We start from the raw sequence: 26,217 nt of genomic DNA on the forward strand, positions 1-26,217 counted from the left end.
CTCCTACGGGGGTTTTGCGTTACTTCTGTGCCTGCTGGTCCTTGTCCAGCACGCGGCGCGGCTGCACGTCGATGCTGGCGGTCATGCCGGCGGCGAGGATCACATCCTTGGGAATGCTGTCCTCGTCGATCTGGATACGCACCGGCACGCGCTGCGCAAGGCGCACCCAGTTGAAGGTGGGGTTCACGTCCGCCAGCAGGTCGCGGCCGGTCGGGTTGTCGCGATCGGTGATGCCGCGCGCCACGCCGATGATGTGGCCCTTCAGCTGCGTGCCGCCGCTCATCAGGCGGATCTGCACCGGATCGCCGATGCGCAGGTGCGGCAGCTTGGTTTCCTCGAAGTAGCCGTAGATGTAGTAGCTGTGGCGGTCGATCAGCGCCAGGCGCGGGCTGCCGGTGGCGGCGTAGTCGCCCACGCGCACATCCAGGTTGGTCACGTAGCCGTCCACCGGTGCGCGCACTTCGGTGCGCTCCAGGTCCAGCTTGGCGCGGTCAAGCGCGACCTGGGCCTGCACTACGGCGGCCTCGGCCTGCTCGCGCGTGGCGTGCGCCTGGTTGCCGCTGGCCTGGGCCTGTTCCCACACGGCGCGGGCCGTGGCAGCAGCGGACTTGGCGTCGGTGCGTTCTTCCTTCGGCACCACGTCCGCCAGATCCTGGCGGCGTTGCGCCTGTTCCTGGCGCATGTCGTACTCGGCCTTGCGCGCGGCGGCGCTGGCCAGCACGGCGTCGATGTTGGCGCCGGCGGCACGCGCGGCGGCCTTGGCGGCGTTGAGGTTGGCCTCGGCCTGCTGCTCGGCGATCTGGAAGCGCTGCGGGTCGATCTCGAAGAGCACCTCGCCCTTCTTCACTTCCTGGTTGTCGATCACCGGTACGCGGGTGACCAGGCCGGAGACGTCGGGCGCGATGCGCACCACTTCGGCGCGGACGCGACCGTCACGGGTCCAGGGCGAGTACATGTAGTGCCGCCACAGCAGGTGGCAGAGCACGAGTGCCACGATCACGACAACCGCGGTGATGGCAAAGCGAAGCAGGGCTTGGGGCTGGATTTTCATGGTCATGGGTACAGGATCAAGCCGGCCGCGCCGAACAGCACGAAGAACACGGCGACACGGAAAAGGGAGGGATGCCAGACGTAGCGGTACAGGCCGTAACGGCCAACGATGGTATCGATCACCCAGAGCACCAGCAGGCATCCTGCATAGACCAGCAGGATGCCCGGCACGAGCGCGTCGGCGAGGGCGATTTCACGCGGCATGGGGGTTCTCCGGTGCCTTGACGATATAGGGCGCCAGCGCGGACTCATCGTCGCGCAGCGCAATGCGCAGCTGCAGCAGGTGGCCGAGTGCCGGCTGGCAGCTCGCACGCGCCTGCGGCAGTGTCTGGGAAGTCAGCGTGATGGCATGGTCAACAGCCTCGTCGGCCCGCTGCCAGCGCGTCTTGTCGGGGCTGTCGTAGAGCGCGGCCAGGCTGTCCACCGCGCGTTGCATGGAATCAATCAGCGGCGGCGGCAGGTCGGCATGGGCCATGTCCTGGCGCAGTTCGATGATGGCGCGACCGCAGTCGTGCACCGCCAGCGCCCAGGTGAACAGGTCGCGCGACTCCTGGCTGCCCTGCTGGGTGAACTGCACGATCTGGTGGTACAGGTCGCGATTGACGCTCTCGAAAGTATAGAGAATGCCCTCCAGCGGCGCCGTCGCGGCGAACACCACCTGCCGGCGCAACTGCGCCAGCTGGCGGCGGCGCAGCCAGGCCGAGCCGATCACGGTGGGGATGATCATGAAGGCCGCACCGCTCATCATCAGGCCGAACAGCGAGGCGATGGCGTCGTTGAAGAAGCTCTCCGGCGCGTACACCATCGGGTTCTTCACCGCGAGGATGTAGACGAAGCCCAGCGTGTAACCCGCGCCGACGCCCGGCAGCGTGGCATTGCGCGTGGTGAGGTAAGGCCCGATGGCGAGCAGTGGTCCGGTGACCAGCATGAACATCAGGAAGCCATCGCTGCCCGGCATGAACCAGAACACCACGAAGTACGCGGCGATCATGCCCAGGGCGTAGCCGATCCAGGTGTTCGCCGTGGCGGCCAGCGGCGACGGCGAGGTCGCCAGCAGGCCACTGAAAATGGTGGCCAGCAACATGGCGCTGGGCCCGAACGGCCAGCCGGTGGCGATCCAGAACACGCTGAGCGTGATCATGGTGAGGAAGGTGCGCACCACGGCAATCGCCGGAGCGGCAAAGTCGTTGGCACGCTTGAAATCCACGCGCTCCACGGTGCCGCCCAGCACGCCCTGCGTCTCGCGCAGGGCAGCTTCCAGCGACGTGAAATCGCGCAGCTCGCTCGCGAAGCGACGCAGCATCATGCTGCCGCTGTCGAACTCCATCAGCAGCTCGGGATCCTGCCGCAGTTCTTCGCGCAGCTCGGCGGCCAGTGCCGGCAGCCTGGCTTCGCAGGCTTCCAGCCGCGTGGCGAGCAGGCGCGGTTTGGCCTGGTCGCCGGGTTCGGGCGAAAGCGCCTCGCCCACGGGCGCGTAGAGCTTGATCAGCGCGCCGGCGGTGCGCGGATGGTTGTTGCGCTGCAGGCGGTTGATCAGATGGTGCAGCGACTGGAAGCTGGTGGCGGCCGCCATGTAGCGCAGATTGAGCAGCTGCATGCGACTGCTGCGGGCACGCGCCTCGGGATCCTCGAAGATCACGGAGGAACGCAGGTCTTCGATCTGCACCGCGGCGCGCACGAAGCGCAGGTGCACTTTTTCCATCTCCGCGCGCGGAATGGCGCCGCCCAGGCTGCCGCGCGCAAAATCGATGAAGTGCTGGTAGTGCTCGCGCGCAATGCGACGCAGCAGCTGGCGCAGGCGTTCGGGCAACACCACATCACTGACCAGGCCGGCCACCACGATGCCGAGCAGCACTTCGCTCACGCGCATCATGGCCGAGTCGAACACGCGGTACGGGTTGCTGATGGCCGGCAACGCCACGATCGCCGCCGTGTAACCGGCCAGCACGAAGCCGTAGGACATGAAATTGCGATACAGCACCGCGCCGCCCGAGCAAATGCCCACCCACAGCGCCAGCGCGGTGAGGAACAGTTCGCGCTGCTGCGGGAAGGCCGACATCAGCAGCAGGCCCACCAGGCTGCCGGCGCAGGTGCCGATGGCGCGGTAGAAGCTTTTCGCCAGCACCATGCCGCTGTGCGGGTGCATCACGATCGACACGGTGATCATGGTGGTAGCCGGCTGTTCCAGCTGGAACAGCATGGAGAACCACGCGGCGATGTAGAACGCCAGCATGCACTTCACCACGAAGACCCACGCCAGGCGCTCTTCCGTGGCGAACTCGCGCAGCCATGGCGGGTGTCGCCAGGACGAGAGGTCGGTAGGCACCGCCGACATGGTCAGGCACTCTCCAGATGATCGAGGAATTTCTTGAGCAGGCGCTCAAGCTGCGCGACATCGCGCTCGGGAAGGCCACCCACCTGCTTTTCCAACAGGGCGCAGACATCGGGCAGGAAGCTCTCGATGAGCGCGACGCCATCGTCGGTAAGGGTAAGCGTGACCTTGCGACGATCCTCCTCGCTGGCGTTTCGCGCAATCAGACCTTTGTCGGCCAGCTCATTGGTGAGGCGCGTGATGTTGGCCGACTTCTCGCCCGCCGCATCCGCCAGTTCGGTGGGATGCAACGTGTAGCCCTCGGTGCCGTAAAGCATCATCAGCAGGTTGTATTCCGGATGATTGATGCCGTACGGGCGCAGCATGGCGTTGGCGTCGTCATGCACGCGCTTGTAGATGTGCTTGATCAGGCGAATGAGCACGGCCGGATCCCGCGGGAACGCGGGATATCGCTGGCGCGTCACCGCCAGTCGCTGTTCGGTTGGAAGGAAGCTGCTCACGGCGCGTCGCTCAGATAGTACATATATGTAATATATACATGTGTATTTTATGCCCACCCCCCGGACGCATGCAAGAGCGTCAACCTGCACACGTGAAAAAGGCGCCACGAGGGCGCCTTTCGGGTGATACAGGCGAGCGGGCCGCCGGTCGCCCCGGCAAACCCGGGGCGACGGGATGGGCGCCGCGACGCGACCGGTCAGTTGCCCTTGACCGGATACGTCTCGAAACCGCCCGGCGCCGTGGTACCCGGCTGGGCCGGGTTCGGGCTGACCGGGTTGGCCGGGCGTGCCGACGGTGCCAGCTGGGCATTGCCGCACTGGTAGGCGCCCCAGGGCTGCGAACCGTCGGCGGGATCGCCCAGCGGCTTGATGGTGTCGGCGTGCATCTTGGCCGCTTCGTTGCGCGCCATCACTTCCAGCTCGTCACGCACCTTGATGTCGTTGCGATTGACCGGGCCCACGTGATCCATCACGGATACCGTGACCTTGCCCAGGTCGCGACACTGGGACACGTCGCCACTCCAGGCCGTGCGGACGTTCTTCCCGGCATCGTCCAGCGTGATGCCATAGGTGCACGCGCTAAGCAGCGCGATGGGAACGAGCAACAGCAGGGTCTTGCGCATGGATAACTCCGCGGTGACATGAAACATGAAAGGCCGGGCGGTTGTCCGCCCGGCCTCCATCCTAACCCGGGGACGTGAACAGGTCCCCACAAACCATCAAGATCTCACGCTTACTTCGACGGCTTGGCCACCACCGGCTTGCCGTCGCCGTCGATCACCTGCACGTCGCCCAGCTTCAGCGCGCGCACGGGGGCCTCGATCTTCTTGAGGTCGCCCACGATTACCCAGGTCAGCGCGGCCGGCTTGATGATCTCCTTGATCGCATCCTCCGCCTGCGGCTGGGTGATGGCTTCCGTGCGGGCCTTGAGGGTCTGCACATAGTCTTCGGGGCGGTTGTACTGGACGATCTCGCTCATCGCGCCCAGCACTTCGGAGGCCGTCTCGAAGCTGCCCGGCAGACCGCGGACATTGGAGTCCTTGATCTTGTCCACTTCCTTCTCGGTGAGCGGACGGGTACCGATGACTTCGTTGGCTTCCTTGGCCACCTCGTGGGCGGACTCGGCCGTCTTGTCGGTCTGCACCGGCGCATACATCAGGAACGGACGCTGGCCGATCGCATCGCGCATGAAGCTGAAGGCGCCATAGGCCCAACGCTTGTCCTCGCGCAGGTTCATGTTGAGACGCGAGGTGAAGCTGCCGCCGAACGCACCGTTGGCCACGTCGATGGCCAGCTCGTTCGGCGCCTTGCTGGACGGCGCGAGCAGGCCGGCCAGGATCAGCGACTGCGGCGCATCCGGCTTGTCGATCAGGAACACGCGAGGCTTGGGCTGGATGGCCACGGTGGCGATGTTCTTCTTCGGCACCGCGCTGGACGGCGGCGTCCAGTCACCGAAGGCCGCGTCGAGCTGCGGGATGATCTGCTGCAGCGTGGTGTCGCCGGCCACGAGGATCTTCACGTTGTCCGGGCGCAGCCAGTCACGCTGGAACGCGGAGAGATCCGACGCCTGCATCGCCTTGATGGCTTCTTCCGTACCCGAACCGGTGAACGGAATGCCGTAGGCGTGGTTGGCGCCGTACAGCAGCGGCGGCAGGGTGCGCAGCGCCAGCGCGGTGGGCTGGGTCTTCTCCTGCGCGATACCGGCAAGCCACTGGCCACGGATGCGCTCGATGTCGTCGGACTTGAAGGCCGGGTTGCGCACGATGTCGGCGAACAATGCCAGCGACGGCTGCAGCTGGTCATTCAACGCATTGAGCGAGGCCGAACAGGCATCCAGACCGCAACCGATGCGCGTGATCGCGCCCAGGCGCTGCTTGCGCTTGGCCACTTCCACCGAGTCGAGTTGCTTGGTGCTCTCGTTCATCAGCGTGGTGGTGAAGCTGGCGGTGCCGAGCTTGTGGCCTTGGTCTGCCGCATAGCCTGCGTTGAACATCAGCTGCACGTGCGTGACCGGCACGGTGTGGCGCTGGGCCAGGATCACCTCGATGCCGTTCTTGAGCTTGCCGTGCTCCAGCGTCGGGAATTTCAGGTCCGGGAACTGCGCCACCTGCGGCACGCCCTTGCTGCGATCCACCTGGCTCTTGCCCACGGCGTAGTCGTGCTTGGCCGGCATCGTGGCAGCCGGACGACCCTGATCCGGCCCCAGGGCAACGACCTTGGCGTCCTCGGTATCGGGGTTGAAGTCGTTGCCGGCCGGCAGCACGGTCAACAGGTAATCGCCGTGGCTGAGCCACTTGTCCGCGGCCGCCTTGACGCTGGCCGAGGTGGCGGCATCGGCGCGCTCAAGGTCCTTCTTGTAGGCGGCCGGATCACCGCGATAGACCTGACCTTCCGCCAGGATCACCGCCTTGCCACCGAAGCCACCGACCTTTTCCAGGCCGCGCACGAAGCCGGCGCGGTTGCCGATCTTGGCGCGCTCGAGTTCGTCGGCGGTGGGGCCTTCGGCGAGGAACTTCTTCACCTCTTCGGCAATGACCGCCTCGACCTTGGTCTGGTCCACGCCATCCTTGATGTCGGCCTGGATCTGGAACTGGCTGGCCAGCGCAAACGGCGAAATGCTGGCGGAGACGTCGTCGACCAGCTTGTCCTGGTAGACCAGGCGCTGGTACAGGCGGGATGTCTTGCCGCCGCCGAGCACGGTGGAAGCAAGATCCAGCTGGATGGCGTCATCCGTACCCAGCTGCGGCACCACCCAGGTGCGATAGATGCGCGGCTGCGCCACGTGGTCATGCTGGATGCCACGCGTGGACTTGGTGAGCGGCGTGATCCACGCCTGCTGGCGCGGCACCGGCGGGCCGGCCGGGATGTCGCCGAAGTACTTCTCGGCCTTGGCCTTGGCTTCCGCAACGGTGATGTCGCCGGCCAGCACCAGGGTGGTGTTGGCAGCGCCGTAGTAATCATGGAACCACTGCTTCACGTCGCCCAGCGAGGCCGCGTTGAGGTCTTCCATCGAACCGATGGTGTCGTGCTGGTACGGATGGTTGCCCGGGTACGTGTTGGACAGGATGTTCTGGTCCACGCGGCCGTAAGGACGGTTTTCGCCCTGGCGCTTTTCGTTCTGCACCACGCCACGCTGGGTGTCGAGTTCCTTCTGGCCGATGGCGCCGAGCAAGTGACCCATGCGGTCCGATTCCATCCACAGCGCCATGTCCAGCGCGGTGGTGGGCACGGTTTCGAAGTAGTTGGTGCGGTCGAACCAGGTGGTGCCGTTCATGTCGGTGGCACCGGCCAGCTCGAACGGCTGGAAGTAGGTGCCCTTGTGGTTTTCCGAGCCCGAGAACATCAGGTGCTCGAACAGGTGGGCAAAGCCGGTCTTGCCCTTGGGTTCGTCGGCCGAACCCACGTGATACCAGATGCTCACCGCGACAACGGGCGCCTTGTGGTCCTCGTGGACCACCACGGTCAGGCCATTGGGCAGCGTGAAGCGCGTGAAGGCGATATCGGGAACGGCCTGGGTCGTCTCGGCGGCAGCGGCCTGGGGCACCGCAATGGCGGGCAATCCGGCCGTCATGCTGAGTACGCCTGCAACGAGCAGGGCGAGGGGCTTTCTTGCCATCACGACACTCCTGTTTTCAATAGTTGAACGCACCGAGGCTAGCCACGCCCCGGAACCTTGGCAAATGACCAATGGCACAGTGGACCGCAGCCATGGCGCATCGTTCGCCGAGCGCCGCCGCCGGACGGGGTCGGGGCCGTCCGGACAGTGTCCGATGCCTGTCCGGCCGCGCCCGGTCGCTGTCCGCGGACAGCCAACAGCACGCCGTGCGAATTTCAAATATCAAGCAAACACAGTCACTTGCAGGTGAAATAAGGCTTGGCACGGGGCTTGCCATATCCCTGGTGCAGGACTTACCCATCTTTCATCGGAGATATGATCATGAAATTCGAAACCCTGATGCTGCGCGGCCTTTTCGTTGCTTGCCTGCTGGTTTGCGGACTCGTGCTGGGTGCCATGGTGAACGCTTCGCCCGAAGCCATTCGCCTCGCCGCCGCCGGTAGCGCCGGCCAGCTGATTTCCCCCACCGCCTGCGCACTGCCGCCCGATGGCGTGGTGTGCCCCCGCGCCTCCAACGGCTGAGCCAGGGACGCTCACCGTGTTGCGGGCCGAGGGAGAGGCCCGATAATGGCCGGATGCTGCATGTCATTCTCTACCGACCGGAAATACCCCCGAACACGGGCAATGCGATCAGGCTGTGCGCCAACACCGGCGCCTCGTTGCACCTGATCCGGCCGTTGGGATTTGAGCTGGACGATGCCCGCCTGCGCCGTGCAGGCCTGGACTATCACGAATACGCGCAGCTGGCGGTGCATGACGACCTCGCCAGCTGCCTCGAGAGCATCGGCCAGCCACGCGTGTTCGCCTTCTCCACGCGCGGTCGCGTGGCTCACGTGGATGCGCGCTTCGTCCAGGGCGACGCCTTGCTGTTCGGCTGTGAGACCGCCGGCTTGCCCGGCGAGGTGCTCGATGCCATTCCCGAAGCGCAACGCCTGCGGCTGCCGATGCGGCCGGATAGTCGCAGCCTCAATTTGTCCAATACTGTGGCGATTGCGGTGTATGAGGCGTGGCGGCAGATGGGGTTTGTGGGGGCGGCGAGCTAAGTTTTGTTGGGGAGTTTCCCGGCGCCTTTGGAGTGGGTGCGTCGTTTGGTGGGCTCGGTTTGTCATGGGCGCTGCCGGATTGCCTGACGCTTCATTCTTTAGACGCCACCACGGCGGGCTTAAGCCCTCACCCTGGCAAGGCGCATTTCAACGGCCGAATGGCTGGGCAAGCTGGGGTCCATTGATTTGGCTCTCGACCTCTCGGGTTTAGCGATGTCGCGACCTGGCCGCCTACGCGGCGGGCGTTCCGACCTCCTGCCGGAGGCCGGGTTACTTTTCTTTGCTTGCCCAAAGAAAAGTAACCCAAAGAAAAGGCACCCCCATCGCGGCGCTGGCCGGCAAAGCCGGCCAGTCCGTGAGGGTCGGCCGGGCTTTTCGACAGGACGTCCCTGTCCTGTCGAAAAGGGATCGGCATCCCTGCCGATCCCCCTGCGGGCCTGTCGTCCGCCCCTCACCGCCGCTCAAGGGGTCGGGTAGGTCAAGAGCCTGGAACAGAAGGCTCGTGCAGCTGCGCTGCACATCGCGTCACATGGCGCGGTGACATATCGCGTGCCGGCTTAGCTTGTCTGTAGGAGCGCACCCTGTGCGCGACCACCTGACGGAGCGGTATCGACACGACGCTGCGGTCGCGCACAAGGTGCGCTCCTACAGGGGGGTCTCGCACCGTGTGAAGCCCGCTTTTCTTTCGCCTCAGTGCTCACCCCAGTCCTCTCCCGAATGGGAGAGGACGAGCGACAGGTGATGTTCAACGTGAGAAACCTAGTGGCAAAGAAGGAGGTGCCGCGCAGCGGCACGACGCTCCGCGTTAAGTCCTCTGCGCTTCGGCGCGTTGCGAAGCGCTTGGATGTACCCGCTGTGTAGAGGCGGAGGTTGCAAAGCAACACCGTTCCTCAACCGTTCGGGCTTATCCCATCGGCATGCTGCCAGCCTTTAAGGCCATTTTCTTTGGGTTACTTTTCTTTTGGGCCAGCAAAAGAAAAGTGACTCGGCCTCCGGCAGGAGGTCGAAACGCCTCCGCGGCGTAAGCGGCAACCTGGCGCCTGCGTGACTACCGAAGGCCGAGAGCAAAGGCATTGGATGACCCGCCCTACGGCAGTTAAAAGCGCCTCCGGCATTCGCCGGAACGACAGGCAAGCCGAGCCAGAAGCGATGAGGCAACACCGCCCCGCCCCACCAGCAACAACGCCCCCTCCACCCGACCCGCTACAATCCCATTCATGACCGCCCCCTTCTCCCTGCTCCCGCGCCCCCTCCGCGCCCTCGCCGGCCGCGCACTGGAAACCGCGCTCAACCACACCCTCTCGCTCGACCCGGAAACCAAGACCCGGCTGGCCGCGCTCGACGGTCGTAGCGTGCAGCTGCACCTGCGCGGCCCGGAGCTGGCGCTGTCGGTGACGGTGGAGGGCGACTGCCTGAAGGTGGGCCCTGCGCAGGAAGACAACCATCTGCGCATCGCCGCCACGCCGGGCAGCCTGCTCGCCATGCTGGTGAAGCGAGACGACGAAGGTGTGGCGCCGGGCAAGGTCGAGATCGCAGGCGACGCGGATCTCGCGCGTCGCCTGGAGAAACTCGCCAGCAAGTTCGCACCGGATTTCGAAGAGGCGTTCGCGCGCACCTTCGGCGAGGTCCTCGGTGTCCCGCTGGCCAAGGCCGTGCGCAAGGGCCTGGCGCACGCGAAGGAGACCGGCAGCCATCTGGCCACCGACACCGCCGACTGGCTGCGCGACGAAGCGCGCGTGGCAGCAGCGCCGGGTGAGGTGGAAGGCTTCCTTGATGGCGTTGACGATCTGCGCGAACGCGCCGACCGCCTCGAGGCACGCCTCGCACGACTGGAGCTGCGACTGAAGAAGGGACCCGCCGCGTGAGGACTCCCCTGACGGTCGTACCGCGCGTGATGCGCGTGGCATCGGTGCTGTTGGCGTATCGCCTCGATGAACTGGTCGACGCCGCCCACCTGTTTCGTCCGCTGAAGCTGGTGCGTCCCTTCGTGGCACGCCCGCGCACAGACGTGAGCCAGCTCTCGCGGGGCGCGCGCCTGCGCCTGGCGCTTACCGAGCTTGGCCCCATCTTCGTCAAGGCGGGCCAGGTGCTGTCCACGCGGCGCGACCTGGTGCCGGCGGATATCGCCGATGAACTGGCCCAGCTGCAGGACCAGGTGCCGCCGTTCCCCGGCGCGGAAGCGCGCGCCATCATCGAGCAGGAACTGAAGGCGCCGATCACCTCGCTGTACACCAGCTTCGACGAGACGCCGCTGGCATCCGCCTCCATCGCGCAGGTGCATGCCGCCACGTTGCAGGACGGCAGCGCAGTGGTGGTGAAGGTGCTGCGTCCCGGCATCGACAAGCGTATCGAGCGTGACGTGAAGCTGCTGCACTCGCTGGGCGAGCTTGCGCAGCGTTGGCACCCGAACGCGGACAAGATCCGCCCGCTCGACGTCGTCGCCGAAGTCGAGAAGATGCTGGAGAACGAGCTGGACCTGCAGCGCGAAGGCGCCAGCGCCAGCCTGCTTCGCCGCAACTTCGAAAGCGGCGAAGATCTTTACGTACCGGCGGTGCATTGGGACCTCACCAGTGCACGCGTGCTGACGCTGGAGCGCGTGTACGGCGTGAGCTGCGACGACATCGCCTCGATCGACGCCGCCGGCATCGACCGCAAGGCGCTGGCGGTGAAGGGCGTGCGCCTGTTCTACGAACAGGTGTTCCGCGACAACTTCTTCCATGCCGATGCGCACCCCGGCAACATCTGGGTGGATACCACGCGCCCGGCCGATGCGCGCTTCATCGCGCTGGATTTCGGCATCATGGGTTCACTGCCGGAACAGGACCAGTACTGGCTGGCGCAGAATTTCATCGCGCTGTTCGAACGCGACTACGCGCGCATTGCGCAATTGCACGTGGACGCCGGCTGGATGCCGTCTACCGTGCGCATCGACGAACTCACCGCCGCCGTGCGCACGGTGTGCGAGCCGTATTTCACCCGCCCGCTCTCGCAGATCTCGCTGGCCGAACTGGTGGTGAAACTTTTCCAGACGGCGCGTCGCTACGAGCTCACCCTGCAGCCGCAGCTGATCCTCCTGCAGAAAACGCTGCTCAATATCGAAGGCGTGGGTCGCATGCTGGACCCGCAGATCGACATCTGGGCCGTGGCCCACCCGGTGCTCAAGCGCATCCTGCGCGAGCGCTACAGCCCGCGCCGGACGCTGCGTGAGGTGCGCAAGCACCTGCCCGAATGGTTCCATGCTGCACCGCAGTTCCCCGAGCTGGTGCGCAACGCGCTGCAGCAGGTGGCCAAGGGCGAACGCCAGGCGATCAGTGATCCGCGCGAACTGGAACAGCAGCGCGAGGAAGCGCAGCGCACGCGTCGCGCGCTGGCGTTCGGCCTGCTCGGCAGCAGCCTGCTGGTGGGCAGCGCGGTGCTGTGGACGCTGGCGCCGGCCCATGGCGCTTGGCATGCCACGGCGGTGGGCATTGCCGGCCTCGCAGCTTTTGCTGTGGGCTGGCCGCGCCGCTGACCGAACTTCACCGTCATCCCCGCGAAGGCGGGGATCCAGTGTCTTTGAGGCGCACCGCGTGCCGTAGAAGAGTCGCTGGATCCCCGCCTTCGCGGGGATGACGACTTCGATGAACTGAACGGGCAACCCTGCCCCTTTCGACACCTCACATGCTTGAGATCCTCTACCAAGACGACGCCCTCATCGCGGTGAACAAGCCCGCGGGCCTCGCCGTGCACCGCTCCAAGATGGTCGGCAACGCAGAGGAGTTCCTGATCGACCTGCTGCGTGAGCAAGTGGGTGGCATCACTTATCTGGCGCACCGGCTCGACCGCGCGACCAGTGGCGTGCTGCTGGTCGCGCGATCCTCGGAAATCGCCGCTGCCCTTGGCGAGCAGTTCATGGGCCGCGACGTGCACAAGCAATATCTGGCCGTCGTGCGTGGTTGGCCCGACCCGGAAGAGGCGTTGATCGACTATGCCCTGCCCGGCTCCCGCGAAACGGGGCCGCGGCGCGAGGCCAGCACTACCTATCGTCGTCTGGCCACGGTGGAGGTGCCTATCGCACTGGGCCGCTATCTCCAGCAGCGCTACGCCCTGGTGCTGGCCGAGCCGCACACCGGGCGTTTCCGCCAGATCCGCAAGCACATGGCCCACGTCCACCACCCGATCATCGGCGACTGCCAGCATGGGCGCGGCGACCATAACCGCCTGTACAAGCAGTACTTCAGCTGCCACCGCATGCTGCTGCACGCCTGGCGGCTGAGCTTCGCGCACCCGGTGACCGGCGAGCCGATGCGGCTGGAGGCCCCGCTGGACGCGGCCTATCAGGCCTTGCTCGAACGCTTCGGCTGGACCCTGCCGGACCTGTGATGCGCTGCGTCGTGGCGGCATGTCACGTCGGCCCGCTAAACTTTGCGCCATGCTCACGATCAGCCGATCCATCGTCCTGCCCGAGAACGAGCTGACTGAGCGTTTCCTTCGCGCAGACGGCCCGGGTGGACAACACGTCAACCGCACCGAAAGCGCCGTGGAACTGCGCTTCGATGTCGCGCGCTCGCCTTCCCTTCCCGAACCCCTGCGTGCGCGGCTGCTGGCCCGACGCGACCGCCGCCTGACCGACGATGGCGTGCTGGTGATCCAGGCACGCCGCTTCCGCGACCAGGGACGCAACCGCGAGGATGCGCGGGATCGACTGGTCGAGATCATCCGCGCGGCGCTCGTCGTACCCAAGGCGCGCATCGCCACCAAACCCACCCGCGGCTCAAAGGAACGGCGTCTTGCCGGCAAGTCCCAGCGCGGCAAGATCAAGCAAACACGGTCGCGTGACTGGAGTCGTGAATGAGCACGCCGATGCTCCCCCCTGCCCCACCCGAAGCACCCAAGCTCAAGAGCAAGTTCTGGCCATGGCTGGCACGCCGCCTGCTGCGCCTGTCGGGCTGGAAACTCCTGGGCCAGCTGCCGAACGAGCCCAAGCTGATCATCATCGGCGCGCCGCATTCGTCCTATTGGGACGGCTATTTCGGCTTGTTGATGAAGATCGGCATTGGCGTCGACATCAAGATCATGATCAAGCGCGAAGTGCTTGACGGCCCGCTGGGCATCATCCTGCGCCCCATCGGCATGATCCCGATCAATCGCAGTGCCGCGCTCAATGTGGTGGACCAGATGGTCCAGCGTTTCCACGAGAACGATCGCCTGTGGCTGGGCATCACGCCCGAAGGTACGCGCAAGAAGGTCAAGAACTGGAAGTCCGGCTTCCTGCGCATTGCGCACGACGCCAATGTACCCATCCAGACGCTGTTCCTGGACTATCCGAGCAAGACGTTCACCTTTGGCCCGGTGGTGCGCGCCACCGAAGATCCCGACGCCGACATGGTGCGTATCCGTGCACTGTTCACGCCGTATCGTGGCAAGCACCGTAACGCGAACGACTGACACCCAGACACCAGATCATCCGGGGGGAATGATATGAAGTTTGCTATCGCAGGAATCGTGGCACTTCTGGCCGCGTTGGCGACCCATGCAGATCAGGGCAACGCCGACACGTGGACGCGCTCGGGGATGTACGTGACCGCAACCGTCGACGTCGATGCCACAGGCAAGATCCAGCACATGGAACTGCTGCCTTTCAGGGATAACCGTGGCAGGGACCTTGCGCCCTCGCTGCGCTCGCTGGCCGAATCCACCATGGCGAAATGGGAGTTTGTCCCCGCCACTCTCAACGGCCATCCGGTACCAGCGCATACGTTCGTCAATGCGGTGTTCGAGTTCAAGGCACACGGCAATGATCTCGACGCCCGCGTCGTGTCCACCGGCAATGGACCGAAGCTGATCAAGGCGGACGCGCCGCAGTATCCGCTGGACATGATCCACGCGCGGGTGCAGGCCAATCTGACCCTACTCGTGATCGTGCAACCCAGTGGCAAGCTGACTGACATCACACTCGAGTCGGCGCAGACCACGCACGGTTACCCTGCCGCTGAGTTCTTCCGCTCGGCAAAGAACGCGATGGCGTCCTGGCACGCGCAACCCGAGACGGTGCAAGGACATCCGATCGAGACCCGGCTTCGCCTGCCCTTCCATTACAGCCTGGATAACAACCCCAACAGCCAGCAACCCCCAGCGGGCCTGACGCGCGCGTCCGACTCGCCGGCGGCACCGATGCAGACCGATATCGGTACCGAGGCGGTGGCTCTGGATAGCCCGCTACAGTTGCGACCAACGGCGCCCTGAGCCCCTTGGTAACCGCGCGGTGACCATGCCGGCAACCCGGCCCATGGTCACCGCTCCGAATGCCCCGACTCATCGTAATCGCGATGCGTCAGTAAGCCCGGCCTCACCAGATCCACGAACGCCCTCGCCTCCGGACTGAGGAATTTTCCCTTGCGCATCACCACGCCGTAGCTGCGCTGGGGGAAGTACTGTTTCATGTTTCGGACGGCCAGACGTCCGCGATCCGCTTCGGTGATGCAGATGCCGGTGACGATGGAAATGCCAAGGCCCATCGCGACATATTCCTTGATCACGTCCCAGCCACCTACTTCGATGGCGACGCGATAAGGCACCTGCTGCTGCTGGAACACCAGATCCACCAGACGGTAGGTAGACAGGCGTTGCGGCGGCAGGATGAGCCCATACGGCGACAGGTCCTGCAGTGTCACCGTGGCTTTCGATGCCAATGGATGATCCGGCGGCATGATCAGCATGGGGTCGTAGTGATGCACCGGCGCCCAGGCGATGTCGTTGGGCACGTCGAGCATCGAGCCCACGGCGAAGTCCGCTTCGTCTGCGCGCAGTAATGCCAGGCCGTCCTTGCCGGTGACGTTGGCCAGTTGCAGCTGCACGTCGGGAAAGCTCTCGCGGTAGCGACGCACCAGGTCCGGCAGCAGGTACTGGATGGTCGAACTGCCGGCGGCGATGGTCAGCCTGCCGCCCTGCATGCCCTTCACCTTGGCCTGGAAATCGCGGTCGAGATTTTCCCAGCCCTCCACCAGGGGGCGCGCCAGTTCGTACAACGCCTCGCCGGCATCGGTGAGGTTGATGCGGCGACGGCGTCGTTCCAGCAGGCTGACGCCCAGCTCCCGCTCCAGCGCCTGAAGCTGCAGGCTCACCGTTGGCTGAGACAGGAAAAGTGCCTCGGCCGCGCGGGTCAGCGTGCCCAGTTTCACCGTGTAGACGAAGGCCCGCATCTGCTTCTGGCGGTTGCCCTTGTAGTAGAACCGGCCGGACTCCTCGACCTGACCATGCGCTTCCGTACGGCGGCGACCGGGCCCGACGCGCGTCTTTTTTGCCTTTTTCAGCGAGGGCTTGGTGGTTTTCATGCCTTACAACTCAATAAGTTGTCGATTACATTGAGATAGACAATAGCAAAAATTGAAACATTTGCTTTGTCAAAGCCATTTTCCGTGACCTAGTGTCATCCCATCGTCATCACGGAGATCTGTCCATGGCCGTCCCCAAGGAACGCGTTTCGCCCTCGCCGGCAGAGGTCCTCGGCGCCACCCGCCCGGAGCATGCCGCCATCCTCACGCCGGAGGCCCTGGCCTTCCTGGCGGACCTGCACCGCCAGTTCGATGCCCGCCGCCTGGCCCTGCTGGCCGCGCGGGAAACTCGCCAGGCCCGTTACGACGCCGGCGAGCTGCCGGATTTCCGCACCGACACCGCCGCCATCCGTGAAGGCCAGTGGACCGTGGCGCCGATCCCGGCTGCCCTGCGCGATCGCCGCGTGGAGATCACCGGCCCGGTCGAGCGCAAGATGATCATCAACGCGCTCAACTCCGGCGCGAAGGTGTTCATGGCCGACTTCGAGGATTCCTCGGCGCCCACGTTCGCCAACCAGATCGACGGGCAGATCAACCTGCGCGACGCGGTGAACGGCTCGATCGAGTTCACTTCACCCGAGGGCAAGCATTACCGCGTCAACGGCAACCCGGCCGTGCTGGTGGTGCGTCCGCGTGGCTGGCACCTGCCCGAGCGGCACATCATCGTCGACGGCGAACCGATGGCCGGTGCGCTGGTGGATTTCGGCCTGTACGCCTTCCACAACGCGCGCACGCTGCAGTCGCGTGATCGCGGTCCTTACTTCTACCTGCCGAAGCTGCAGGCCATGGAGGAAGCCGCGTTGTGGGAAGACGCCATGACCGCGGCAGAAGCTTCGCTGGGCCTGCCGCCGGACTGCATGAAGGCCACGGTGCTGATCGAGACCCTGCCCGCCGTGTTCCAGATGCACGAGATCCTGCATGCGTTGCGCGGTCGCGTGGTCGGCCTCAACTGCGGCCGCTGGGATTACATCTTTTCCTATCTCAAGACGTTCCGCGGCCATCGCGATCGCCTGTTGCCGGATCGCAGCCAGGTGCTGATGACCGTGCCTTTCCTCAAGGCGTATTCGGAGCTGCTGATCCAGACCTGCCATCGCCGTGGCGCCTTCGCCATGGGCGGCATGGCCGCGCAGATTCCGATCAAGGGCGATGACGCCGCGAACGAAATCGCGCTCGCCAAAGTGCGCGCCGACAAGCTGCGCGAAGTGCAGGCCGGCCATGACGGCACCTGGGTGGCGCATCCGGCGCTGGTGCCGGTGGCACAGGAAATTTTCGACAAGTACATGCCTTCGCCCAACCAGCTCAACGTGACGCGCGCCGATGTCACGGTGTGCCGCGACCAGCTGATCGCGCCGTGCAGCGGCACCATCACGCGCGCCGGTTTCGACAACAATGTGGAAGTGGCGCTGCGCTACACGGCGTCCTGGCTGGACGGGCAGGGCTGCGTGCCCATCCACCACCTGATGGAAGACGCCGCCACTGCCGAGATCGCGCGTTCACAGCTGTGGCAGTGGCTGCATCGCGGTCCGCTGGAGTTCACCGATCACGCACCGATCGATTTCGCCTTGTTCGATCACGCACTGGTCAAGCACACCCACCGCCTGGTCGAAAGCAACAGCCCGGTAGCACACCGCGCCGAACAGGCGGCCGCGCTGCTGCGTGACCTCACGCACGCCGATGAACTCGGCGATTTCCTGACGTTGACCGCCTACCAGCAGATCGACTGACCGCAAACGCACGATCTCTGTAGGAGCGCACCCTGTGCGCGACAAACCTGCGAAGCGATGCACGGCCTCCCCGCGGTCGCGCACAGGGTGCGCTCCTACATTCGATACGCCACACGCACATGCAACGGAGTGATGTCATGAAGAACACGCTACCCACCGCCGAACAGACCGCGCTCGACTGGAAGAACAACCCTCGCTGGAGCGGTATCCAGCGCAACTACAGCGCGGACGACGTGGCGCGCCTGCGTGGCACGGTGCCGGTGGAGCACTCGCTGGCCCGCCGCGGTGCAGAGCGCCTGTGGAAATCGCTGCACAAGGAAGACTTCGTCAATGCGCTGGGCGCGCTGACCGGCAACCAGGCCATGCAGCAGGTGAAGGCCGGCCTGCAGGCCATCTATCTCAGCGGCTGGCAGGTGGCGGCCGATGCCAACCTGGCCGGTGAAATGTATCCCGACCAGTCGCTGTACCCGGCCAACTCGGTTCCCCAGGTGGTCAAGCGCATCAACAACACGCTGCTGCGCGCCGATCAGCTGCATCACGCGGAAGGGCAGAACGACACTGACTGGATGGTGCCCATCGTGGCCGACGCCGAAGCGGGCTTTGGCGGTGTGCTCAATGCGTTCGAGCTGATGAAGGCGATGATCGAGGCAGGCGCCGCCGGCGTGCACTTCGAAGACCAGCTCGCTTCGGTGAAGAAGTGCGGTCACATGGGTGGCAAGGTGCTGGTGCCCACGCGCGAAGCGGTGGACAAGCTCAATGCCGCGCGTCTGGCTGCTGATGTGCTCGGCGTGCCCACCTTGATCGTCGCGCGCACCGATGCGGACGCCGCCGATCTGCTCACCTCGGACATCGACGACAACGACAAGCCGTTCGTGTCGGGCGAGCGCACCGTGGAAGGCTTCTACCGCGTGCGCCCGGGCCTGGATCAGGCCATCAGCCGCGGCCTGGCGTATGCGCCGTATGCGGATCTCGTGTGGTGCGAGACCAGCAAGCCGAACCTGGACGAGGCCCGCCGGTTTGCCGAGGCCATTCACGCGAAATACCCCGGCAAATTGCTGGCCTACAACTGCTCGCCCAGTTTCAACTGGAAGAAGAATCTGGACGACGCCACCATCGCGACGTTCCAGAAAGAACTCGGCGCCATGGGCTACAAGTTCCAGTTCATCACGCTTGCCGGTTTCCATAGCCTTAACTACGGCATGTTTGATCTGGCTTATGGTTATGCCCGTCGTCAGATGAGCGCGTTCGTGGAGTTGCAGGAGAAGGAGTTCGCCGCCGCCGAGCGTGGCTTCACCGCCGTGAAGCACCAGCGCGAAGTGGGCACGGGCTACTTCGACGCCGTGACGCAGGCCATCCAGCAGGGTCAGTCGTCCACCACCGCGCTCAAGGGTTCCACTGAAGAGGCGCAGTTTCACGCCTCGCGTCAGGCCAGTGCAGCCTGATCGTGCCCACCTCGCGTAAGCCGACAGGGATGTTGGCGCGTGCGTGGGGAGCGCGGCCCTGTCCAGCGCCCCCACGCATGCACGCAGGGAATGCGTCGCGCATCGCGGTTACAACGCTGCCTCCGGCGGCACCAGCGCAATCACCGTCCAGCCTGGGCGCGGCTCCAGTTCGCGCTTCACCGATGCCACGCGCAGCGCGCCTTTTTCCTCCACGCCGAACAACAGCACCGTTGGCGAGCCGTACTGCTCGATGAAGTTCGGCCAGTCGAAGGTGGTCGTCAATCGTGTCGACTTGATGCGCCAGCCTTCGGCCAGACGCTCCAGGAAGCGCTCGTGCGTCATGCCTGCCTCGAACAGGATCGGCGCTGACAGATGCCCGCCCAGCTGCACGCGACCACCCGTGGTCTGCGCGTCGTCGTTGTTCAGTCGATAGACCTTGCCGCGACCGAACTCCTGCCGGTAGTACACACAGCTGAGCGCGTTGCGCTCGCGGTGGTTCGACATGGCCAGCAGGCGACCGATGCCGGTGAGGTCGAGATGGCGTTCGGCGTACGACGACGCGGGAAACCCGAAGAAGGTCGGCAGGCCATCCATGCGCGCCTGCCGGATGCCATCCCAGTGCTCGTCGGCCACCACCACGTGGAAGCCCGCATCCGCCAATGCGCGCGCCACCACACGCGCTGCCTGGTCCGAGCCATAGATGAGTACGCCGGTAGGGTCGGGTTCCGCCACTTTCAGCCAGCGCGCCAGCGGGCGTGCCGTCGCGCTCTGCAACACCACCGTGCCGATGATCAGGATGAAGACCAGCGGCACCAATTGCTTCGCGCCCGGCATGCCAAGCGCCTCGAGCTTCAGGGCGAACAGGGCGGATACCGCGGCCGCCACGATGCCGCGTGGTGCGATCCAGGCGATCAGCGCGCGCTCGCGCCAGTTGAGTGCGCTGCCCACGCTGGCGATCAACGCCGTCACCGGGCGCACGATCAACTGCGCCACCGCGAAGATGGCGAGTCCCGACCACAACACGCCATCCGGCAGCGGCCAGCTCAATCGCGCCGCCAGCAGGATGAACAGCGTGGACACCAGCAGCATGGTGAGGTCTTCCTTGAAATCGAGGATGTCGTCGATGTGCACATCGCGCATGTTGCCCAGCGCGATGCCCATGATGGTGACGGTCAACAGCCCCGACTCGTGCGTCATGTTGTTGGACAACGAGAACGCCAGCAGCACGGCCACCAACGCGCCGTAGTTCTGCAGGTATTCCGGGATCATCTGGCGACGCAACAGAAAGGCGAGTATCCACGCCGCCAGCAGACCGACCATGACGCCGCTGGCCACCACCGCAAGAAAGACGCCGATGGTGTGGCCCTGGTGATGGGAAACGATGGCTTCGTACACCAGCACGCCGAACAGGGCGCCCAGCGGATCGATCACGATGCCTTCCCAGCGCAAGGTGTTGGCGATGCGCGCGTTCGGTCGCACGGTGCGCAGCATGGGGGCGATCACGGTAGGCCCGGTCACGCAGGTCAGCGCGCCGAACAGCAGGGCAACTTCCCAGCTCAGGCCAGCCAGATAGTGCGCAGCCACGCCAAGCAGGAACACCGCGATGACGGCGCCATACGTCACCAGTCCGCGTACCGCACGACCGATATCGCGCAGTTCGCTGAAGCGCAGCGTCAGGCTGCCCTCGAACAGGATCACCGAAACGGCCAGCGACACCACCGGGAACAACAGCGGGCCGAGCAGCTTGTCCGGCTTCAGCATGCCTGCGACGGGTCCCATCAGGATGCCGGCCAGCAGCAGGAACAGGATGGCCGGCAACCTCACGCGCCACGCCAGCCACTGGGCGAGAAAGCCCACGCCCAGGATGCACACCAGCAGCAGTCCGAGATCGAGCGTCATGCACGGTCCTTCGTGTGGTCACGAGGCCACTATCCCGGCTTGCGCGCGAAGACATCGTCCATCGCCTTTTGTCGTCTCTCGACGAAGGCGATGTCCGTGAAACAGAGGGAGTAGAGGGAGGGCCAAGCCCCGGTATCGGACGGGGGAGGGGGAGGGAGTACCGATACCGGGGTGGCAGGCATAGTTCAATGCAGAACTAGCGGGTACAGATAATACGCCCCGGGAAACCCAAGTCAATACCCGTCAGTTCAAAAATTACCCGCAAGGGCCAAGAGGCATGGGCGCCCTTCGGGCGGGATGCCGTCGCATGTCCTCAGCCGCAAACCCGGGCATCGCTCCAGCGCGAAAGGCGCCATAAAACCGGCACAAGCAATGACTTACTCATAATGAATGAGCCGGCTGATCAGGCCACCCATTCGAGCGCCGGCTCCGGGCGCCGGACCGCATCCCCGCTCCTCTATGGTCGCGTCCTGGTCGTGCGACAACCGCCCCATGTCCGGCGCCAACGATGTCGTATCAACAACAGGGCTGGGGAGCTTCGCAAAGTCAGGCTTTATTAATATACCGATTGGTACATTTATTCCATGTCGTGAGACATCAGTCCCATCGCTTAGGCGGGCTTCCCCTCTCTCCTTGAGCGGCGTACGAGATGGACGAAACAAAAAAAGCCCGCATCCCCCTGCGGGCTTTTTTCTTGCCCGTGTCTTGAGGCGACAGACTGCTTCGAGGCTCCCCCGGCCATAGCAACGCCCCCCGCAACGAGTACCACGTTGGCGCAAGCATAAAGTGTCGACACGCCTCACATCGGGTCAGCAGACTTGGCTGCCCACAAGCCGTGAGCTCGCGGAATGCTCAAACTCCGGAGCCCATCCGCCGTCTCAGAAGCGGCGATACATCAGGGCTTCGGCCAGATGTGAGCGATCCAGCAGGGCGGCGCCACCATTGAGGTCGGCAATGGTTCGGGCTACGCGCAGGGTGCGGTGATAGGCGCGGGCCGAATACCCCAGCCGCTCCAGCGCACCTTCAAACCAGCGGCGCTCCGCCGGGCCCAACGCGCAGTCCCGCTCCAGCTCGCGGGTGCTGATTTCGGCATTTGGCCGGCCGGCACGCATCAGGCCATGCTGGCGCGCCCTGACCACGCGGGCGCGGACGGTGGTCGAATCTTCGTCGTTGGCCCCTCGCGGCGTACCGATATCACCCAGCGGAACCCGCGGCACTTCGATGCACAGATCGAGGCGGTCCATCAGCGGCCCGGAAATGCGGGCCTTGTAGCGCTGCATCTGATCCGGCGTGCACTGGCAACGGTTGCGTGGGTCGCCTGCATAGCCGCAGGGGCATGGATTCATCGCGGCCACCAGCTGGAACTGCGCAGGGAACGTGGACTGGCGCGCGGCCCGCGAAATCACGATATGGCCCGATTCCATCGGCTCGCGCAGCACATCCAGCACGTGCCTGCCAAACTCCGGCAGCTCATCCAGGAACAGCACGCCGTTGTGGGCCAACGAGATCTCGCCCGGCCGCGGCACCGCACCGCCACCCACCAGGGCCACGGCCGAACTCGTATGGTGTGGCGCGCGGAAGGGACGACGGCGCCAGAACCGGGGATCCACCTGCTGGCCGGCCACCGACAGCACGGCGCAGGTCTCCAGCGCCTCCGATTCGGTCAGCGGCGGCAGGATCCCCGGCAAGCGCTCGGCCAGCATGGTCTTGCCGGTGCCCGGCGGGCCCAGCATCAACCTATAATATCCAAATAAAGTCATGGCGACTTTCAAGAGGGAAGGCTGTGCCCAAAAAAATGGATCATCCGCCTGTCTCGCTAGCGTCACGGTAAAGACCGCATGACCTTGGTCGTAGTAGCCACGATACTTGCGCATCAAATCTTCACGAAGATTCATTTCTTACCTCTGGGCAATACTCAGCTATAAGCCACCAGCTACGGCAGTCTGAGGACCCTACTCGGGGCTTATACGCCCAACAAAGGCGACGCCGTGGCAGCTTCCACGGTCCCGCTGTATTTACCCCAAACCCCTCGCTCGACCGAGTTATCCACAGACTTTTCGATCAAAAAAGAATCATAAAATCAATTGCTTGTAATCAGTCTGAGCAGCATTTATCCAGGGTTTATTTTTGTGAAGAAAGGGCTTATAAAAGCCATATGAACATTTGGCTTTTATAAAATCATGTCAACACCAGCCTTCATCGCCTACTACAGGGTTTCCACAACCACCCAAGGGCAAAGCGGTCTTGGACTCGACGCACAGCGCGCTGCGGTCAAAGCGTACGTGCAATCTGTTGGCGGGGTGCTTGTCGGCGAGTACAAAGAAGTCGAGTCAGGCGCCATCGACGACCGAATGGAATTGAAGGCTGCGCTCAAGCAATGCCGCACCCGCAAAGCAATGCTTGTTATAGCCAAGCTTGACCGCCTGGCTCGAAGCGTTCACTTCATTTCGGAACTTCTTCAATCGGGTGTCGAGTTTGTCGCTGCCGACATGCCGCATGCAAACAAACTCACCATCCATATCATCGCCGCTGTCGCTGAGTACGAAAGAGAAGTCATCGCACAACGGACAAAGGCATCTCTCGCCGCCGCCAAAGCTCGGGGTATCCGACTTGGCAACCCTAATGCTTCCAGTCAGTCAAAGAGGGCTTCTGATGAAGCTCGCCGACTTGCTGATGACTACACGAAGGGCATCCTACCCTTGATTCAAGTGCTGTATGCGCAGGGCGCGACGTCCTATTCGCGCCTTGCCAAATCTCTGGAAGCATCCGGAGTGAGTACTCAACGCGGAGGACGCTGGACTGCATCCGGCGTACGGAACATCATCATGCGCTCTCGGAACCTTTGAGCTGAAATATCACCAACCCAAGTGACATCAATTCATAGGTCGCGTTTGGCACCATCACTGCGTTATATCTAACCAGTTGTCGCCCAAGGCAGCACATGGATTTGATGCAGCGTCCTTCGACATTTGAGCTTGGTCGTTCACATTGCCTCCGAAGCTCTTGTAATCCGACGTCTTCTGCGCAAGCGTTTCCTGAATTAGGGTGATCGCAGCATTCTCATTGGCAATGGACCGCTGCAACTTGTTTGCATCCTTAACCGTTGCCGGACTCGCTTTCTGGTATTCGTGGAGGTAAGACTCCTGTGTCGACAGGTTTGCCCTCAGATTGGGAATGGATGCTGCGGCATCAAATCGCTTGTATGCCGCGGAAGCCCTGCACGCTGTTAAGGCATCACCTTGCGCAGCAGCCTGGGACCTAACTTTCGGAATCACGTTCTGCGCACGTTCCAATGCAGCTGATGTGATTTGATCGAAGTAAGCAATCTCTTCTGGCTTACAACCCTTGGTATCCGCTTTGGACCTCACAACGGCGATACCTGCATCCATCCTTGCCTCATCTCCCTTCAAGACATCGCCCCACTCCCGAAAAATCTCCAAATCGTGCTGAACGTTCAGATGACACTGGCTCTGGAAGTGTTGGCTATCAAACGCCTTTAGTCGCGTTTGGCACACCTGCATTAGCGCCTCTGTATTTGCCGCACAAACATAGGCGTCTTTATGCTGAGTCGCGTACGCTACAAGTGCTTTAGTCAGCATGTCCGCCATATCATCGTCAGATATTGGTTCAACAGCTGACTGTGCTGACGCATTCGTCGGTGAAATTGATGCAGACCCTGGGGTTGCAACTGCCGAACCTAGAGCCACGCCGCCTTGTTGGCTTTGCCTTGCTCGCCCGGTAGCTTGACTGGCAGAAGCCACTTGCTGCTTCTGCATATCAGCCTGCTGCTGACCTTCGTTCATGTAGTACGCGGCAGCTGACCTGCAAATACGCTCTTGGGTGCTGCCACCGTACTTTGCACATAGGCTATACGCCTTCGCTTTGTCATCTTGCGAATTGGTCAAACCTTTGAGTTCGGGAAACTGATTCTGCGAGAAGGCGGTCTGACCCACGCTTACACCCGCTCCCGCTGACCATTGTGCGTACGAAGATGTACACAGGGTACTCAGCACGACTATCAACGCGCCAACGCCTATTGCCGATTTCATATTTTCCCCTTGATCTATTGCCTAGAAAAGGCTGTCGGTCGCGCTTGCGGCGCCATTGAATTGGAAGTTTGGGTCGCAAGCGGCATGTACATTATAGTGAACAATGTTCAGTATATTGAACAGACATATCCGGCAAATCTGCCCAATGTTTGTGCCATCGCTGATGGCTGGAAACAGGCAGATTCAAGGTGGATCCAGAGGTAGCGTTCGGAAAAATTCTGAGATCGCTGCGCCTTGAAAGCAAAAAGACGCAAGAGGAACTTGCATTCGATGCGGACCTACAACGTCATTACATCTCTCTGCTTGAGCGCGGCTCAAGTTCACCGACGTTGAAATCTATCTTCAGGCTGTCCTCGGCTCTCGCAATTTCGCCGGATCGCCTGATCTCTTTGGTCATCGATGAAATGCGCAAAGCGCGCTGATCTCAGAGTGCCATGCGAAAAAGTCGGCTTGCCCACTTGCAGGGTGAACGTAACTCTGGCAGGGGATTGCAATTCAAGCTGAATGTAGTGTATAATTTTTGTTAGGGAAAATGAATATTCCCCAAACGGATCGACGAATGTTGCCCCGCACCAGAATTGGTTGGTTCGGAGTCAGGCGCGCCCGCCGTACCCGTTTTATATAAGGAATTCAGGAATGAATATTTTTTCTGAAGAAATGCCTGGAACAATTCCAGTTCCAACGCCTACGCCTACGCCTACTCCCACCGTGAAGTAAGCCAAAGCTAGCAATCCCATTAAAGGTTCCAGAATTCCGTTCTGGGACCTTTTTTGTTGCGTCGACTCACCCTGACAAAATCCTGCCATTGTCAGGCGTGGTTTCCATGCTCAAGGAACTGGAACAGCACGCGCGATTACTGCTAGTGCCAAGCTGCGTCCTCTCCCTTCCAAAACCACCTCATACGGCGTCTGCATTCCGAAGGTGGGAAGGTGCTTATTCAAGAACCAATCAATCGTGACACCCATGTCACAGGTTTCGTCCTGCACTACGTCAAGCACAGCTAGAACCTGATCGACAAATATCGTCCAAGGAAGCTTGTCCTGCCGTGCATGCCACTTCTCAAAGAAGTCATGCTCTGTCTGATTGAACCAACTTGAAAGCTGGCTCACCAAGATCTCTCCGGTGCCGGGATGTGAGATGTCAGCCAGGAACTCAGCAAATTCGACCGACCCCCGGCGCCGCTGATCGTCCATAGGCGCATCGTCTCGTGCCCCGCCCAAGGTCCGATAGATCATGACGCCATCCTCGG

The 26,217-nt window shown here is 63.3% G+C and carries 23 protein-coding genes; 12 read left to right on the top strand and 11 right to left on the bottom strand.

Features of this window, described 5'->3' with window-relative positions:
- Positions 1-19: 19 nt before the first annotated feature.
- The 6 genes from H8F01_RS09010 to H8F01_RS09035 form a co-directional block, all read right to left on the bottom strand.
- Positions 20-1,051: an HlyD family secretion protein gene (locus tag H8F01_RS09010; RefSeq protein WP_187059224.1), complete on the bottom strand. Its 1,032-nt coding sequence runs from the start codon at positions 1,049-1,051 to the stop codon at positions 20-22.
- 2 nt (positions 1,052-1,053) lie between these two features.
- Positions 1,054-1,254: a DUF1656 domain-containing protein gene (locus tag H8F01_RS09015; RefSeq protein WP_187058695.1), complete on the bottom strand. Its 201-nt coding sequence runs from the start codon at positions 1,252-1,254 to the stop codon at positions 1,054-1,056.
- Positions 1,244-3,385: an FUSC family protein gene (locus tag H8F01_RS09020; protein ID WP_187058696.1), complete on the bottom strand. Its 2,142-nt coding sequence runs from the start codon at positions 3,383-3,385 to the stop codon at positions 1,244-1,246. The genes H8F01_RS09015 and H8F01_RS09020 overlap by 11 nt, the downstream gene beginning before the upstream one ends.
- Positions 3,386-3,387: 2 nt before the next feature.
- The gene (locus H8F01_RS09025) at positions 3,388-3,882 is read right to left on the bottom strand and encodes a MarR family winged helix-turn-helix transcriptional regulator (RefSeq protein WP_187058697.1); all 495 of its coding nucleotides are present in this window, start codon (positions 3,880-3,882) and stop codon (positions 3,388-3,390) included.
- 197 nt (positions 3,883-4,079) lie between these two features.
- Positions 4,080-4,505: a DUF4156 domain-containing protein gene (locus H8F01_RS09030; RefSeq protein ID WP_187058698.1), complete on the bottom strand. Its 426-nt coding sequence runs from the start codon at positions 4,503-4,505 to the stop codon at positions 4,080-4,082.
- Positions 4,506-4,615: 110 nt separating this feature from the next.
- Positions 4,616-7,498, bottom strand: coding sequence for a M16 family metallopeptidase (locus tag H8F01_RS09035; protein ID WP_187058699.1), 2,883 nt, complete (start codon positions 7,496-7,498; stop codon positions 4,616-4,618).
- Positions 7,499-7,819: 321 nt separating this feature from the next.
- Here H8F01_RS09035 and H8F01_RS09040 point away from each other — a divergent pair, with 321 nt between their 5' ends.
- The 8 genes from H8F01_RS09040 to H8F01_RS09075 all read left to right on the top strand — a co-directional run bounded on the left by H8F01_RS09040 (position 7,820) and on the right by H8F01_RS09075 (position 14,766).
- A complete protein-coding gene (locus H8F01_RS09040; protein WP_187058700.1) occupies positions 7,820-8,020 on the top strand; it encodes a hypothetical protein in 201 nt (66 codons plus the stop codon).
- Positions 8,021-8,073: 53 nt separating this feature from the next.
- On the top strand, positions 8,074-8,541 hold the full coding sequence (gene trmL / locus H8F01_RS09045; protein WP_187058701.1) for a tRNA (uridine(34)/cytosine(34)/5-carboxymethylaminomethyluridine(34)-2'-O)-methyltransferase TrmL: 468 nt from the start codon (positions 8,074-8,076) through the stop codon (positions 8,539-8,541).
- A gap of 1,217 nt (positions 8,542-9,758) precedes the next feature.
- Complete coding sequence (locus H8F01_RS09050) at positions 9,759-10,406, top strand: ubiquinone biosynthesis accessory factor UbiJ (protein ID WP_187058702.1); 648 nt, start codon at positions 9,759-9,761, stop codon at positions 10,404-10,406.
- 8 nt (positions 10,407-10,414) lie between these two features.
- Positions 10,415-12,052 (top strand): ubiquinone biosynthesis regulatory protein kinase UbiB, encoded by a 1,638-nt coding sequence (gene ubiB / locus H8F01_RS09055; RefSeq protein ID WP_425490113.1) that lies wholly within the window; start codon positions 10,415-10,417, stop codon positions 12,050-12,052.
- 149 nt (positions 12,053-12,201) lie between these two features.
- Positions 12,202-12,903 (top strand): pseudouridine synthase, encoded by a 702-nt coding sequence (locus H8F01_RS09060; RefSeq protein WP_187058703.1) that lies wholly within the window; start codon positions 12,202-12,204, stop codon positions 12,901-12,903.
- Positions 12,904-12,952: 49 nt separating this feature from the next.
- Positions 12,953-13,375 carry an alternative ribosome rescue aminoacyl-tRNA hydrolase ArfB gene (gene arfB, locus H8F01_RS09065; RefSeq protein ID WP_187058704.1) on the top strand — a complete coding sequence of 141 codons (423 nt, stop codon included), beginning with the start codon at positions 12,953-12,955 and terminating at the stop codon, positions 13,373-13,375.
- A gap of 8 nt (positions 13,376-13,383) precedes the next feature.
- Positions 13,384-13,968 carry a 1-acyl-sn-glycerol-3-phosphate acyltransferase gene (locus tag H8F01_RS09070; RefSeq protein ID WP_238481200.1) on the top strand — a complete coding sequence of 195 codons (585 nt, stop codon included), beginning with the start codon at positions 13,384-13,386 and terminating at the stop codon, positions 13,966-13,968.
- Between the two features lie 33 nt (positions 13,969-14,001).
- Positions 14,002-14,766: a TonB family protein gene (locus H8F01_RS09075; protein WP_187058706.1), complete on the top strand. Its 765-nt coding sequence runs from the start codon at positions 14,002-14,004 to the stop codon at positions 14,764-14,766.
- Positions 14,767-14,813: 47 nt separating this feature from the next.
- Here H8F01_RS09075 and H8F01_RS09080 read toward each other — a convergent pair whose 3' ends face one another.
- On the bottom strand, positions 14,814-15,854 hold the full coding sequence (locus H8F01_RS09080; protein ID WP_187058707.1) for a LysR family transcriptional regulator: 1,041 nt from the start codon (positions 15,852-15,854) through the stop codon (positions 14,814-14,816).
- A gap of 125 nt (positions 15,855-15,979) precedes the next feature.
- Here H8F01_RS09080 and aceB point away from each other — a divergent pair, with 125 nt between their 5' ends.
- Both aceB and aceA read left to right on the top strand, forming a co-directional pair.
- Positions 15,980-17,578, top strand: a complete 1,599-nt coding sequence (gene aceB, locus H8F01_RS09085; protein WP_187058708.1) for a malate synthase A — start codon at positions 15,980-15,982, stop codon at positions 17,576-17,578.
- Between the two features lie 137 nt (positions 17,579-17,715).
- The gene (aceA, locus tag H8F01_RS09090; protein WP_187058709.1) at positions 17,716-19,020 is read left to right on the top strand and encodes an isocitrate lyase; all 1,305 of its coding nucleotides are present in this window, start codon (positions 17,716-17,718) and stop codon (positions 19,018-19,020) included.
- A 108-nt stretch (positions 19,021-19,128) separates the two neighbouring features.
- Here aceA and H8F01_RS09095 read toward each other — a convergent pair whose 3' ends face one another.
- Entirely contained in the window at positions 19,129-20,919 is a 1,791-nt protein-coding gene (locus H8F01_RS09095; RefSeq protein WP_187058710.1) for a cation:proton antiporter, read from the bottom strand.
- An 878-nt stretch (positions 20,920-21,797) separates the two neighbouring features.
- Positions 21,798-22,652, bottom strand: a complete 855-nt coding sequence (locus tag H8F01_RS09100) for a YifB family Mg chelatase-like AAA ATPase (protein WP_338017296.1) — start codon at positions 22,650-22,652, stop codon at positions 21,798-21,800.
- 447 nt (positions 22,653-23,099) lie between these two features.
- Between H8F01_RS09100 and H8F01_RS09105 the strand changes: the two genes are divergently transcribed.
- Complete coding sequence (locus H8F01_RS09105) at positions 23,100-23,765, top strand: recombinase family protein (RefSeq protein ID WP_187058711.1); 666 nt, start codon at positions 23,100-23,102, stop codon at positions 23,763-23,765.
- Positions 23,766-23,819: 54 nt separating this feature from the next.
- Here the strand turns inward: H8F01_RS09105 and H8F01_RS09110 are convergent, their stop codons facing one another.
- On the bottom strand, positions 23,820-24,872 hold the full coding sequence (locus tag H8F01_RS09110; protein WP_187058712.1) for a hypothetical protein: 1,053 nt from the start codon (positions 24,870-24,872) through the stop codon (positions 23,820-23,822).
- Between the two features lie 284 nt (positions 24,873-25,156).
- Here H8F01_RS09110 and H8F01_RS09115 point away from each other — a divergent pair, with 284 nt between their 5' ends.
- Positions 25,157-25,390: a helix-turn-helix domain-containing protein gene (locus H8F01_RS09115; protein ID WP_187058713.1), complete on the top strand. Its 234-nt coding sequence runs from the start codon at positions 25,157-25,159 to the stop codon at positions 25,388-25,390.
- 405 nt (positions 25,391-25,795) lie between these two features.
- Here H8F01_RS09115 and H8F01_RS09120 read toward each other — a convergent pair whose 3' ends face one another.
- Positions 25,796-26,203 carry a hypothetical protein gene (locus H8F01_RS09120; protein WP_187058714.1) on the bottom strand — a complete coding sequence of 136 codons (408 nt, stop codon included), beginning with the start codon at positions 26,201-26,203 and terminating at the stop codon, positions 25,796-25,798.
- Positions 26,204-26,217 lie beyond the last annotated feature (14 nt).

The organism is Dyella telluris, assembly GCF_014297575.1.
GTDB lineage: Bacteria > Pseudomonadota > Gammaproteobacteria > Xanthomonadales > Rhodanobacteraceae > Dyella > Dyella telluris.

Excerpts from the sequence above, each read along its gene's own strand:
- H8F01_RS09010 (WP_187059224.1), bottom strand. The coding sequence starts at position 1,051 with ATGAAAATCCAGCCCCAAGCCCTGCTTCGCTTTGCCATCACCGCGGTT.
- H8F01_RS09015 (WP_187058695.1), bottom strand. The coding sequence starts at position 1,254 with ATGCCGCGTGAAATCGCCCTCGCCGACGCGCTCGTGCCGGGCATCCTG.
- H8F01_RS09020 (WP_187058696.1), bottom strand. The coding sequence starts at position 3,385 with ATGTCGGCGGTGCCTACCGACCTCTCGTCCTGGCGACACCCGCCATGG.
- H8F01_RS09030 (WP_187058698.1), bottom strand. The coding sequence starts at position 4,505 with ATGCGCAAGACCCTGCTGTTGCTCGTTCCCATCGCGCTGCTTAGCGCG.
- H8F01_RS09035 (WP_187058699.1), bottom strand. The coding sequence starts at position 7,498 with ATGGCAAGAAAGCCCCTCGCCCTGCTCGTTGCAGGCGTACTCAGCATG.
- H8F01_RS09040 (WP_187058700.1), top strand. The coding sequence starts at position 7,820 with ATGAAATTCGAAACCCTGATGCTGCGCGGCCTTTTCGTTGCTTGCCTG.
- trmL (WP_187058701.1), top strand. The coding sequence starts at position 8,074 with ATGCTGCATGTCATTCTCTACCGACCGGAAATACCCCCGAACACGGGC.
- H8F01_RS09050 (WP_187058702.1), top strand. The coding sequence starts at position 9,759 with ATGACCGCCCCCTTCTCCCTGCTCCCGCGCCCCCTCCGCGCCCTCGCC.
- H8F01_RS09060 (WP_187058703.1), top strand. The coding sequence starts at position 12,202 with ATGCTTGAGATCCTCTACCAAGACGACGCCCTCATCGCGGTGAACAAG.
- arfB (WP_187058704.1), top strand. The coding sequence starts at position 12,953 with ATGCTCACGATCAGCCGATCCATCGTCCTGCCCGAGAACGAGCTGACT.
- H8F01_RS09070 (WP_238481200.1), top strand. The coding sequence starts at position 13,384 with ATGCTCCCCCCTGCCCCACCCGAAGCACCCAAGCTCAAGAGCAAGTTC.
- H8F01_RS09075 (WP_187058706.1), top strand. The coding sequence starts at position 14,002 with ATGAAGTTTGCTATCGCAGGAATCGTGGCACTTCTGGCCGCGTTGGCG.
- H8F01_RS09080 (WP_187058707.1), bottom strand. The coding sequence starts at position 15,854 with ATGAAAACCACCAAGCCCTCGCTGAAAAAGGCAAAAAAGACGCGCGTC.
- aceB (WP_187058708.1), top strand. The coding sequence starts at position 15,980 with ATGGCCGTCCCCAAGGAACGCGTTTCGCCCTCGCCGGCAGAGGTCCTC.
- aceA (WP_187058709.1), top strand. The coding sequence starts at position 17,716 with ATGAAGAACACGCTACCCACCGCCGAACAGACCGCGCTCGACTGGAAG.
- H8F01_RS09095 (WP_187058710.1), bottom strand. The coding sequence starts at position 20,919 with ATGACGCTCGATCTCGGACTGCTGCTGGTGTGCATCCTGGGCGTGGGC.
- H8F01_RS09100 (WP_338017296.1), bottom strand. The coding sequence starts at position 22,652 with ATGCTGGGCCCGCCGGGCACCGGCAAGACCATGCTGGCCGAGCGCTTG.
- H8F01_RS09105 (WP_187058711.1), top strand. The coding sequence starts at position 23,100 with ATGTCAACACCAGCCTTCATCGCCTACTACAGGGTTTCCACAACCACC.
- H8F01_RS09120 (WP_187058714.1), bottom strand. The coding sequence starts at position 26,203 with ATGATCTATCGGACCTTGGGCGGGGCACGAGACGATGCGCCTATGGAC.